General features: G+C 66.8%; 13 protein-coding genes. 1 reads left to right on the top strand and 12 read right to left on the bottom strand.

The window, feature by feature from the left end; genetic code table 11:
* Nucleotides 1–135 precede the first annotated feature (135 nt).
* The 6 genes from BMZ02_RS16040 to BMZ02_RS16015 form a co-directional block, all read right to left on the bottom strand.
* A complete protein-coding gene (locus BMZ02_RS16040; protein ID WP_091645707.1) occupies nucleotides 136–804 on the bottom strand; it encodes a phosphate signaling complex PhoU family protein in 669 nt (222 codons plus the stop codon).
* 19 nt (nucleotides 805–823) lie between these two features.
* Nucleotides 824–2,029 (bottom strand): Na/Pi cotransporter family protein, encoded by a 1,206-nt coding sequence (locus BMZ02_RS16035; protein ID WP_216110882.1) that lies wholly within the window; start codon nucleotides 2,027–2,029, stop codon nucleotides 824–826.
* A 137-nt stretch (nucleotides 2,030–2,166) separates the two neighbouring features.
* A complete protein-coding gene (locus BMZ02_RS16030; RefSeq protein WP_091645704.1) occupies nucleotides 2,167–2,406 on the bottom strand; it encodes a hypothetical protein in 240 nt (79 codons plus the stop codon).
* A 50-nt stretch (nucleotides 2,407–2,456) separates the two neighbouring features.
* Nucleotides 2,457–3,815, bottom strand: coding sequence for a TrpB-like pyridoxal phosphate-dependent enzyme (locus BMZ02_RS16025; RefSeq protein WP_091645702.1), 1,359 nt, complete (start codon nucleotides 3,813–3,815; stop codon nucleotides 2,457–2,459).
* A 26-nt stretch (nucleotides 3,816–3,841) separates the two neighbouring features.
* Entirely contained in the window at nucleotides 3,842–4,759 is a 918-nt protein-coding gene (locus tag BMZ02_RS16020) for a diguanylate cyclase domain-containing protein (RefSeq protein WP_171909960.1), read from the bottom strand.
* A gap of 125 nt (nucleotides 4,760–4,884) precedes the next feature.
* A complete protein-coding gene (locus BMZ02_RS16015; protein WP_091645699.1) occupies nucleotides 4,885–5,454 on the bottom strand; it encodes a hypothetical protein in 570 nt (189 codons plus the stop codon).
* An 81-nt stretch (nucleotides 5,455–5,535) separates the two neighbouring features.
* Here BMZ02_RS16015 and BMZ02_RS16010 point away from each other — a divergent pair, with 81 nt between their 5' ends.
* Nucleotides 5,536–6,483: a ring-cleaving dioxygenase gene (locus tag BMZ02_RS16010; protein ID WP_091645697.1), complete on the top strand. Its 948-nt coding sequence runs from the start codon at nucleotides 5,536–5,538 to the stop codon at nucleotides 6,481–6,483.
* 131 nt (nucleotides 6,484–6,614) lie between these two features.
* Here BMZ02_RS16010 and BMZ02_RS16005 read toward each other — a convergent pair whose 3' ends face one another.
* The 6 genes from BMZ02_RS16005 to BMZ02_RS15980 all read right to left on the bottom strand — a co-directional run bounded on the left by BMZ02_RS16005 (nucleotide 6,615) and on the right by BMZ02_RS15980 (nucleotide 11,468).
* Entirely contained in the window at nucleotides 6,615–7,025 is a 411-nt protein-coding gene (locus tag BMZ02_RS16005; RefSeq protein WP_091645695.1) for a PGPGW domain-containing protein, read from the bottom strand.
* A 25-nt stretch (nucleotides 7,026–7,050) separates the two neighbouring features.
* On the bottom strand, nucleotides 7,051–8,043 hold the full coding sequence (locus tag BMZ02_RS16000; protein WP_091645693.1) for an SPFH domain-containing protein: 993 nt from the start codon (nucleotides 8,041–8,043) through the stop codon (nucleotides 7,051–7,053).
* Between the two features lie 52 nt (nucleotides 8,044–8,095).
* Nucleotides 8,096–8,551 carry an NfeD family protein gene (locus BMZ02_RS15995; protein ID WP_139209244.1) on the bottom strand — a complete coding sequence of 152 codons (456 nt, stop codon included), beginning with the start codon at nucleotides 8,549–8,551 and terminating at the stop codon, nucleotides 8,096–8,098.
* Between the two features lie 93 nt (nucleotides 8,552–8,644).
* Complete coding sequence (locus tag BMZ02_RS15990; protein ID WP_245754055.1) at nucleotides 8,645–9,145, bottom strand: DUF2721 domain-containing protein; 501 nt, start codon at nucleotides 9,143–9,145, stop codon at nucleotides 8,645–8,647.
* Nucleotides 9,146–9,193: 48 nt separating this feature from the next.
* Nucleotides 9,194–10,513, bottom strand: coding sequence for an NAD(P)/FAD-dependent oxidoreductase (locus BMZ02_RS15985; protein ID WP_091645690.1), 1,320 nt, complete (start codon nucleotides 10,511–10,513; stop codon nucleotides 9,194–9,196).
* A gap of 94 nt (nucleotides 10,514–10,607) precedes the next feature.
* Nucleotides 10,608–11,468: a phospholipase A gene (locus BMZ02_RS15980; RefSeq protein ID WP_091645689.1), complete on the bottom strand. Its 861-nt coding sequence runs from the start codon at nucleotides 11,466–11,468 to the stop codon at nucleotides 10,608–10,610.
* Nucleotides 11,469–11,662 lie beyond the last annotated feature (194 nt).

Here is an 11,662-nt window from a genome sequence, read left to right as displayed (position 1 = left end):
GGCGGGAGGCCCTGCCGCAGCACGTCTTGCGCACGATAAGTTATACAGAACTTATGCGCCAGGCAAATCCGATGGGTCGTATCAATCGGCGGCCATGGCGGCGTTTATCACGCCGGCATGGCCGCGATGCACGAGTCAGTCTTCCGTGTAGAAGTCCAGATCCTCCACCTGCCCGAGGACGGCGGTGGCGATATTGGCCAGGTGCGCGGCGACGCGCTTGTAATGGCGCGCGAGCAGGGAGTAGGCCACGGCTTCGTGGAATTCGATCTCGTTCTCGTCGGCGAACAGCTCCTGGATCACCTTGTCGCACTGATGCCGAATGTCGCGGACCTTGCTGAGCGCCGCCTCCGCCTTGGCCTCGTCGGACTTGCGGCAGGCGTCGGAGACCATGCGGAACATCTCCACCGTCTCCTCGGCGACATGGTCCAGCGGCTCCTGGTACTTGGGGACATGGAAGCCCTGGGTGTAGAACTGCCCGACCTCGAACACGTTCTTGCAGTAGTCGCCGATGCGCTCCGCATCCTTGGCGACGCTCATCAGCGCCAGGCTGACCGCGACATCGTAGCCGGGGTTGACCGTCAAGTGCCGCAGCACCTTGCGCCGGATGGAGCGTTCCAGCTCGTTGATCGCTCGGTCCCGGGCGTAGATGCTGTCGCGCACATCCCGTGCCGGCACGGAGTTGTGCAGCACGTTATTGGCGCGGATGAACATCCACGACGCGTGGTCCAGCATCTCGGTGAGCTCCGAGAAGGCCTGATCCAGTGTGTTGTCGGCGGTCAGCGCCGAATAAAGCTGTCGAAACATTCAGTAACCCCGCGGGGCGTTATCCATGGATGATCAGTAGCTCGGTGAGGACAATCCCTGCCACCGGCAGTATCAAGAATATCAAGAACAGGAACGCGAACGCATAACGGGTTGCGTTTGCCGCCAGGCGGCCGTACCAGGTGGCGAGCATGACCGGCAGCCGGCGCAGCGGGTACCAGATGGCCGTGCCGATCAGGTTGAAGCACACGTGGAACAGCGCCACGGTCATCGCGGCGGACACCGGATTGGCCGTGGCGGCGAGAATGCTGGTCACGGTGGTGCCCAGGTTGGCGCCGATCATGAACGGGAAGACCCGCCGCATGGGCACGACGCCGGCCCCGGCCAGCGGCACCATCAGGCTGGTGGTGATGGTGCTCGACTGCACCATCACCGTCGAGAACACACCCACCAGGTAGGAGCGGATGTCGGTGCGGAAGAAGTAGGTGCGGAACAGCCCGTCCATGCGCCGCAGCAGGGCGCCGCGCAGGTTCTGCACCATGAACACCAGCGAGACGAACATCAGCAGAAGGCCCATGGCCGCCATGAACAGCCCGTGGGCCATCACCGTCGGCGTGGCAAGCCCCGTCAGCCACTCGAACAGTTCCACCATGGGCCGTGTGATCACGCGCACGGGGCTGTTCGGGTTCGCCACCTCTTCCAGCCCGATCAGGTCGCTCAGCCAGTTCGCCAGCCGCGTCAGCAGCCCGCGCCCCTGCTCGTGCATGGCGCCGGAGATCCACTCCAGCGGGAACAGGATGGCAACCGTGAGCAGGTTGAAGAAATCGTGCAGCAGAGCAGCGGTGAACGACCGTCGGAAGTTACGGCGGATGCGGATGTTCGCCAGCGAGACGATGACGCCCGTGACCGCCGTGCCGATATTGGCACCCATGATGGCGAACACCGCCGTGCCGAGCGGCATGTCCCCGGCCGCGACCAGGGTGACGATCAGCGCGGTGGTAAACGAGGAACTCTGCACCAGCACCGTGACCAGCACCGCGCCCATGAGGGCGATGAACGGGTTCTCGCCGTAGGCGAACGCCCGCTCCATCCAGTCGCTCTCGTCGCCGAACATGCCCAGCCCGCCGCTCATGACGTTGAGGGCGGAGAGGAACAGGTACAGGAACAGCCCGGCGTAGAGGCCTCGCATCCACGCCGGCGCTTCCGGAGACGTCTGGGCGCGTGCCAGTGCCGAGTCGGACGACTGGGGCAGTTGGGGTTGGGACATGAGTAATCGAGGCAACCCTTGTTCTTGAGCCGGGGGAAGCGTGCCCGAAAGGCCGGGAGGTTACAAGTAGATGAATATGACGTTTCTGTTACATGACCGGTTGATGACCGGTGGTGGCCCGAGGGGCGGAGTGCGGGTCACGTGGACCGGTCATCGATGAGCCGCTCCAGGGCGCGCTTTCGCGCCTCCCTGCGGCTCAGTGGCTCGGGCGACTGGGCATGTTCCAGATCCTCCAGTCGCTGCGCCTGGGCCTGGTCGCCGGAGCAGGCCCGGGTGAGCCGGTCGTTCCCGGGGTCGACAGCGCCGCGCCGGCGCCGCAGCCAGACCACCAGCGCTACCACGCCGATAGCTGTAACGATCAGCAGAAGCTCAGACATTCAATGCCTCCGTGGGCGCGCGCCATGGCGCATGGTGACCCGGCAGGGACTCATACCGATGGCAGCCCGGAAAGAGCCATGGCCGCCTCGGATTCGGCATACTCCTGGTCGTGCAGCTTGCCGGCGAGATAATCGGTGTACGCCTGCATGTCGAAGTTGCCGTGGCCGCACAGGTTGAACAGGATCGCCTTGCTCTCGCCGGTCTCCCGGCATTGGCGTGCCTCGTCCAGGGCGGCCTTGACGGCGTGATTCGCCTCCGGCGCCGGGATGATGCCTTCGGCGCGGGCGAACTCCAGACCGGCGGCGAAGCACTCCAGCTGTTCATAGGCCCGGGGCTTGATCAGGCCGAGATCGGTCAGGTGGCTGATCTGCGGCGCCATGCCGTGGTAGCGCAGACCGCCGGCGTGGAAGCCCGAGGGCACGAAGCCGGAGCCCAGGGTGTGCATCTTGGTCAGAGGTGTCAGGTGCGCGGTGTCGCCGAAATCGTAGGCGAAGCGCCCCTTGGTCAGGGTCGGGCAGGCGGCGGGCTCCACGGCGATGAACTCCATGGTCTTGCCGCCGCGCAGCTGGTCGCCCAGGAAGGGAAACACTAGCCCGGCAAAGTTGCTGCCACCGCCGGTGCAGCCGATCACCACGTCCGGCTCGTCGTCGGCCATGGCCATCTGTTCGCGCGCCTCGATGCCGGTGACGGTCTGGTGCAGCAGGACGTGGTTGAGCACGCTGCCCAGGGCGTAGCGGGTGTCGTCGCGCTGCACGGCCATCTCCACCGCTTCACTGATGGCAATGCCCAGGCTGCCGGTACTGTCCGGATGGTCGGCCAGAATGGCCCGGCCGGCCTGGGTGGTGTTGCTGGGGCTGGCGATGCACTCGGCACCGAAGCTCTCCATGAACGCCCGCCGGTACGGCTTCTGCTGGAAGCTCACCTTGACCATGTAGACGGCGATCTCCAGGCCGAACATGGCGCCAGCCAGCGCCAGGGAGGACCCCCACTGGCCGGCTCCGGTCTCGGTGGTGATGCGTTTCACACCTTCCTGATGGTTGTAGAACGCCTGGGCCACGGCCGTATTCGGCTTGTGACTGCCGGTGGGGCTGACGCCTTCGTACTTGTAGTAGATGCGTGCCGGGGTGCCCAGGGCCTGCTCCAGGCGGCGCGCGCGGTACAGCGGCGCCGGGCGCCACTGCCGGTAGGCGGCGCGGACCGGTTCCGGAATGTCGATCTCGCGCTCGCTGCTCATCTCCTGCTCGATCACCCCACGCGGGAACAGCGGCAGCAGGTCGTCCGCCGTGACCGGCTGGTGGGTGCCCGGGTGCAGCACCGGTGCCATGGGCTCGGGCAGGTCCGCGTTGATGTTGTACCACTGGCGGGGGATGCGGGTTTCGTCGAGCAGGTACTTCACCGTTTCCGTCATGGTGCGCGCGGCCCTCTGCTGTACTGCTATCGGCTGTAAGGTCCCGCGATGATCCGGTCGACCCGGTTCCGCCCGGCGCGTTTGGCCCGGTACATGGAGGCGTCTGCCCGGTCGATCAGTGCATCGGGTTCGGTTGCATCTGACGGATAATGACTGATTCCGATGCTGATCGTCATCTCCAGATCCACGCCGTTGTGGTGGACCGGAGCGGCGAAGGCCGCGCGAATGGACTCGCCGATGGTAGCGGCGTCGTCCGGTGAGCCCAGCTCCTCCAGCAGGATGACGAACTCGTCGCCGCCCAGCCGGGCGACCGTGTCCCCTTCGCGAACGCACCACAGGAACCGGTGGGCCGCGGCCCGCAGTACGGCATCACCCACGGCGTGGCCGTGGCGATCGTTCAGGGCCTTGAAGTTGTCGATGTCCACGAACAGCACGGCGAGCGCGTTATCCTTCCGGCGTGCGCGTGCCAGCGCGCCGGCCAGGCGGTCCATGAGCAGGAAACGGTTCGGTAGCTCCGTGAGCACGTCGTGGTGCACCAGGAACTCGACCCGCTGTTCGTGCTGCTTGTAGGCGGCCATGTCCGTGAAGAAGTCCACGTAGAACGTGTCATCGGGCGTGTCGCCGACGATCCGCGTGACCGTGAGCAGCGCCGGGAAGACGTCGCCGTCCTTGCGGCGTCGCCAGATCTCGCCGCACCAGGAGCCGGTGGTCATGAGCTTCTCGTAGATGGCCTGGTAGAACGCGTCGTCGTGGTGATCACTGCGGAACAACGTGGGCTGTCGCCCGCGCACGTCGTCAAGCGTGTAGCCGGTGATCGTCGTGAATGCCCGGTTCACCCAGCAGATCTCGCGGTTCGCGTCCGCCACCAGCACGGCTTCCGAGGTGTAATCGAGAATCCGCTCCGCCACGCCAGCGGGGAGTCTCGCCTGTGCCGGTTTGCCCATGCCGCGTACCTCCATCGTTATGGGGTGTGGATGCTCACACGGCCCGCCTCTTGCCTTCGTGTGGGTCACACCGCACCTTGTTCGATAGTGATGGTACGTTTGTTCATTGTGACGCATAAACCTGGTTACTGCCCGTCGGGCCGCGGCTGCGGGGCTTCAACGGTGTCGGCGAGGCGCATCACCAGCTCGCCGATGTACAGCGACAGCAGAAAGCCGCCAAGGCAGAGCCCCCAGAGGAGTGCCGCGTACGCCGCGGGGGCGCCGTCCTGCAGCACGTGCAGGCTGGTCACGAGAAAGGCGATACCCAGGGCAATCGTGCCCCCCGCCATGGCCATGGCCTGGAGTATGCCGCGACGGATGCGTGTCACCGTGGCCGGGGTCAGGGTGCCGTTGCGGGTGGCCTGATCCAGTGTCACGCGTCCGGTGACCAGAACGATTCTCGCCAGATACGCGCCGGCCCCGATCAGTGCGGCGGCGCCGACCCAGGGGGTCACTGCATGGATTGCGGCCGGCGGCGCAAGCAGCCAGACTCCGATGGTCAGGGCCAGAAGGATCGGGCTGAGCCGCGGCAGTAGCCGGTGTATACCGGCACGTGCGCCGAACGCGGCCAGCAGCGCCTGCTCCCGTGCGGGGATGCCGGGCGCGTCGTGCGCCCGGAGGCGGGCGTCGTTCCGGTTGCTGTGGTGATCCGCCATGGCATCAATGGTATCTTTTACCAAAGTTGTGCAGAGTATGACACGGCTTGTTACGCAACAGGGTCTGGAGGTTTATCGACCATGCAGCTCAAAGGCATTCACCATCTCACTGCCGTGAGCGCCGACGCGCCCGGGAACTATGCTTTCTATACCCGGACCCTGGGGCTGCGGCTGGTCAAGAAGACCGTGAACCAGGATCAGACCGAGGCCTACCACCTGTTCTATGCCGATGCCGAAGGCTCGCCCGGCACCGATATCACCTTCTTCGATTTTCCTGCTCCGCCGGAGCGGCGGGGCAGCCAGAGCATCGTGCGCACCGCGTTCCGGGTCGCCGGCGCGGAGACGCTGCGCTGGTGGGAGGAGCGGTTCCAGTCGCTCGGCGTCGTCCACAGTCCGGTGGAGGAGCGTGACGGGCGGCTGACCCTGGACTTCGAGGATCACGAAGGCCAGCGCCTGGCGCTGGTGGATGATGGTGGTGCCGGCGACGCACATCCCTGGGACCGCAGCCCCGTTCCCCTGGAGCACCAGATCCGCGGTCTGGGCCCGATCACCATCAGCATTCGCCACCACGAGCCCACCGAGGTGCTGCTGACCCGGGTGATGGGTATGGTGCAGGTCCGCTCCTACGAGCATGACGGCGTCAACGTGCTGGTCTACAGCATGGGGCCCGGCGGTGCGGGGGCGGAGCTGCACGTGGCGGTGGAGCCGGACCGGCCCCAGGCGCAGCCCGGCGCCGGTGGTGTTCACCACGTGGCGTTCCGGGTGGACGATGCCGACTACGACGATTGGGCGCAGCATCTGGCATCCATCCGGCTGCCCAACAGTGGGCCGGTGGATCGGTACTACTTCCGCAGCCTGTATTTCCGGGAGCCCAACGGCATTCTGTTTGAACTAGCCTCCGATGGTCCCGGGTTCGCTACCGATGAGCCGAAGGACGCCATGGGCGAGAGCCTGGCCCTGCCGCCGTTCCTGGAGCCGCAACGGGAGCAGATCGAGCGCCGGCTCAAGCCGCTGGATACGAAGCTCTAGGCGGATCGGTCGCGGTCGGGTGCCGGGGCGAGTCTCTGGCTGGTGGACCTGAAGGTCCACCCTACGGGTGCCATGGGAACCGTGTCGCCGCGAGCCTGCGTAGGGTGGACCTTCAGGTCCACCAAACCGGTTTACAGCACCAGCGGCCTGCGACCGTACCGCCGGCGCAGCCAGTTCATGGACTGGAACACCGCCGGCCGGCTGACGATCCACCGCTCCAGCTTGTACTTGCCCGGGAAGTTGAGCAGGCTGAGCCCCACCAGGATGGTCAGCACGCCCTGGCCGGGCAGTACCAGCATCACCAGGCCGGCCATGACCAGCACCGCGCCGACGGCGTTCTTCACCAGCAGCACGCTGACGCGGATCACCGGATGACCCGGCGCCAGCATGCGCTCGCGCCGGCGCTGGCGGTGCGCGAAGTACCTGCGCGGCAACCGCACGACAATCACCGGGACCAGCACGAGCCCCGCCACCAGCATCACCAGTGAACCGGCGGCCATCCACCACATCAGTGCCGGGTTGCCGAACAGCCAGTCCATCATCTGGGCAAGCCTCCGAGGGTGGCCGTCAGCGCGCCGCGGCGGCCGGCACCGAGCGCAGCAGCTCCTGGATGCCGCCCACGGAGCCCATCAGCGAGCTGGTCTCGGCAGGGATGAACACGCGGTCGCCGTTCTTCGCCATGTCCGGCAGCATCTCGATGTACTTCTGCGCCACCAGGTACTGCACCGCCTGCTGGGCGCTGGCCTGGCCGCCCATGGAGTCGACGATCTTGCGGATGGCCTCCGCCTCGCCCTCGGCCACCAGCACCGCTGCCTGCTTGTCCCCCTCGGCGTTGGCGATGGCGGCGTCACGCTCGCCCTGGGCCTGCAGGATGGCGGCCTGCTTGTCGCCCTCCGCCTGCAGGATCTCCGACTCCCGGTAGCCCTCGGCCTCGCGCACCTTGGCGCGCCGGTTGCGCTCGGCAACCATCTGCTGGTTCATGGCCTCGCGGATCTCGTTGGGCACGGAGATGTCGCGGATCTCCACCCGGTTCACCTTCACGCCCCACTTGTCGCCGGCTTCGTCCATGGTGGCCCGCAGGCGGTCGTTGATGTCCTGGCGGGACTCGAAGATCTTGTCCAGCTCCATGGTGCCGATCTCCGAGCGCAGGGAGGTCTGCGCAAGGGTCTGGATGGCCAGCACCAGGTTCTCGGTGCCGTACACCGACGCCTGCGGATCCAGGATCTGGTAGTACAGCACGCCGTCCACCTGGGTGTTGACGTTGTCCTTGGTGATCACCGACTGCGCCGGGAAGTCCAGCACGATCTCGCGCATGTCGATGAGCCGCTCCTGGGTCACGAACGGCTCATCGCCCTTGAACCGCAGAATGCTGATGGCGCGGGGCTGATCAATGAACGGGATGATGAACCGCAGACCCGGCTCCAGCACCCGGTGGAACTTGCCCAGGCGCTCGATGACCATGGTGCGGCGCTGGTGCACCATGACCAGCCCCTGGGCCAGGAGCACCACCACCAGGGCGAGCGCGATCAGCGCAATGATTCCGGAGACCGGGATATCCATGACAATCAACCTCTTTGTTTGAACAGGGCCGGCGTCAGACAACGCCGGCAGATTAGTGTTGCGGGTCGGCGTGTTCCGGCTCCACCACGGCGGTGATGCCTTCGAAGTGCCGTATGCGCACGCGGTCGCCGGGTTGCAGGAGGCCGCCGTCGGCCCGCCGCGCCGGGAAGAAATCCCCGAGAAAGACGACCCCGGTGGTTCTGTCCCGCGTCTCGACCGACAGCACGCGCTCGCGGACGCGCGGGTCGTCGTGGCCCGCACCGGCTTTCCCCCGGGTGGACCGGCGGAAGAGCCACAGCAGGGCCGGCAGCGCGAGCATGCCCGTCACCGCCGCCACGCCGAACTGTGTCGGCACGCTCTCCGGCACCACCCAGGCGGCGATGGCGCCGGCCACGGCCATCACCGTGAACGTCAGCCGCAGGCCGTCGGTGCCACCCACGATGAACAGGTCCACCAGCAACAGCGTGGCCGCAACGAGTATCCAGATGACCCAGGGATCAACAATCATGTGCGTCCATTCCACGTGTTCACCGGGCAGCGTGCCCGGCCATGTCAAACGACCGGCCCGCAGTGTACCCGAACTCCGTCGGCCTGGCGGCCCTCACGGTGCGGGCGGTGGGTTGTCGCCGTCATCCCGGCGACCGGTACCGGCGGTGGGGCGGTCATCGGCGATATCGCCGAGCTGGATTCTGAGCGCCTCCACGGAGATCTGGATCTCGTGCAGGGAGAGCGCCAGAGAGAGCATCATCAGCAGCAGGCTGAGCACGAACAGCGCCGTGGCAATCAGGCTCCAGCCGGCCATCAGCAGCAGCATGCACAGCACGCAGATGAACAGGCTCGAGACGCCCAGCACCTGCATGTTGCGGATTAGCACGACCCGCCTCTGCAGGTTCTCGATCTGCCGGTAAACTGTCTCCTCGTGGGTGTCGCGGTAGCGCGACTGCAGGTCGCGGATCAGCGCCGCGAGCGCGAGGAAGCGATTGGTATAGGCCAGCAGCAGCAGGGAGATGGCCGGGAACAGCAGCGCGGGTGTCGCCAGTGTCAGGTCCATGGCGGGCAGTGCATCCTCGATGGCGGCGAGCGGAATCATGGCGGAAAGCATGGGCCGCCCGCCGGTTGCGATGCAAGCGCGCGGTGTGCCGGCGTTTCCTTAATGCAGCTTCAGGCGGGGATGCACATGCCGGGTCAGCCAGCGCGCGAGTGCCGTGAGCGCGGTCGTCGGCACACCGTGCAGGGTTGCCTGGTGTTTGCGGTAGAGCATGGCGTAGGCCAGCCGCGCCATGGTTCCCTCGATCAGCTGGTTACCGAACACGCTGCCCATGAGCCGGCCCACCGCGTGCCCCTCGTTCAGGGCGATGAGCGAGCCGTGGTCCCGGTAGGTGAATGACCCCGGCGCCCGGCCTTGCAGGCGGCGTGTCATGGCCGTGGCCAGGAATATCGCCTGTTGGCTGGCGGCCTGGGCGCGGGGTGGCACCAGGCCCTGGCCGTCGGGCATGGGGCAGGCAGCGCAGTCGCCCATGGCGAAGATGTCGGGGTCGGTGGTGGACTGCAGCCCCCGGGTGACCTGGATCTGGTTGGCACGGTTGGTCGTGAGCCCGTCCAGCCCGGCAAGCCAGTCCGGCGCCTTGATCCCGGCGGCCCACACCCGGTGCTCGGCGGCGATGAATTCGCCATCGTCCAGTGCCACGCCGCCGTCGGTGACGCCGACCACCTTGCGGCCGGTCACCACACGGACGCCCAGCCCCTCGAGCTGGCGGTGGGTGCGTTCCGACAGGGCAGGCGCAAGCGCGGGCAGCACGCGCTCGGATGCCTCGATGAGCGTCAGTTTGAGGTCCCGCTCCGGGTCGATGCGGTCGAGCCCGTAGTGTACCGCCTTGCGCGCCGCATTGCGCATCTCCGCCGCCAGCTCCACGCCGGTGGCGCCCGCACCGACAATGGCGACGGACAACTGGCCGTCCGCCAGCGGGCTGCGCTGCTCCTGGGCGCGGAAATACGCCTTGGCCATGTTGCGCTGGAAGCGCTCGGCCTCGTCAACGGTGTCCAGGAACATGCAGTGCTCCGCCGCGCCGGGCGTGCCGAAATGGTTGCTGACACTGCCCACCGCAAGGACCAGGGTGTCGTAGTGGAGCGCGCGCTCCGGTGCCAGCTCCTGCCCGGATTCGTCGATCACCGGTGCGAGGGTGATTCGGCGGTCGCCCCGGTCGAGGCCGTGCATGTGACCGAACCGGAACCGGAAGCCGTGGCGCTTTGCCTGGGCCAGGTAGTCCACCGTGTCGTCGTAGGAGTACAGCGTCCCGGCGGCCAGCTCGTGGAACAGCGGCTTCCACACGTGCGAGAGCTTGCCGTCCACCAGCGTGACCCGGGCACGGCCGCGGCGCCCCAGCCGGCGGCCGAGGCGCGTGGCCAGTTCCAGGCCGCCAGCGCCGCCGCCGACCACGACAATGTGGTGTAAGTCGGTCGAGTCCGTCATGGCTGGCTCCTTGCTGCGAATAAAAAGGCCCCGGCGTAAGGGTGGGGGGATGCCGGGGCAAAGGGCACACCTGATTGCCTGCGTACTGGCGGATTCATCGGACGAAGGCCACGCCGATACGCCCGCCAAGGCTGGCGCGTTGATCGTAATCCCGGAGCGTCTCGCCGTAGCCCTCGAACGCCTGGATGTAGATATAGGCGCCGGTGCGCGCGAAGATGCGCTCGCGGATCGGGATGGACAGGTCCACCTGGGTGGTGCTGTTCCCCCCTGTGCCGTGGCGATACATGGCCTGCAGCACCCAGCTGTCGTCGTCGCCGTAGCGGACGATCAGGTCGCCGTAGCCGCGGTACTGCTGGATGTCCCGGTTCTCGCTGCCCTTGTTCAGGTAGGTGAACACGCGCGTGCTGACCACCAGCTCGCGGCCGAAGGCATCCAGCGACACGCCCGGCATGATGAACAGCGTGTCCATGCTGCGCGCCGGGTCGCCCGCCTGGCCGTTCGACTCGTGCTCCACCCCGAAGCGCAGGTATCCGGCGCGATCCAGTTGGTGCATGGAACCGAACTCCCAGAACAGGCTGGGCCGGTAGCTGGTGTCCTCGAACGGGTAGCCGTCGGCGCTCCAGTTCCACAGGGAGGTCTGCGTGTAGCCGAAGTGCAGGCGGCCCAGCCACGGGGCCGCGTCAACGATGGCCGATTCCGCATCCAGCAGGCGGTACTTGAAGCTGAGCTGAAAGCGCGCGGTGGTATCACCGCCATCACGGCGCCCGATGATGAAGTACATGGGCTCGTTCACGGTGAGCGCCGGCTCGTCGTCCATGTTGGCCAGATGCTGCCTGAGCGTCTGGCGCTGCTCGCCCCCGTCGTCGCTGCCCAGTGCCGTGCCCGCTGGTGCGGGAAGGGCGAGCGCGAGCCCGGCGAACAACGCGGTCCGGATTGTCCAGTGGCTTCGGGGCATGTTCTGCGTTCCTGCGCGTGCGTCCTGGCGGTGATTCGGTGTGTCCACCGCAGGGCCAGGCCCGGCGGTGGCGCGTCGGGGTTGACCCGGTGGGCAGCCTGCAGTCAATATACGGACTGACTCGTCCGTCCGCAATGGTCATGTCGCCTCCCCGGCGGCTTGACCTCAAGCGCACTTAAGGTAATAGCCTTCCG

It is taken from the genome of Aquisalimonas asiatica (assembly GCF_900110585.1).
GTDB lineage: Bacteria > Pseudomonadota > Gammaproteobacteria > Nitrococcales > Aquisalimonadaceae > Aquisalimonas > Aquisalimonas asiatica.
The sequence above is the reverse complement of the archived record's forward strand: the minus strand, read 5'-3'. Positions and strand labels throughout refer to the sequence as shown.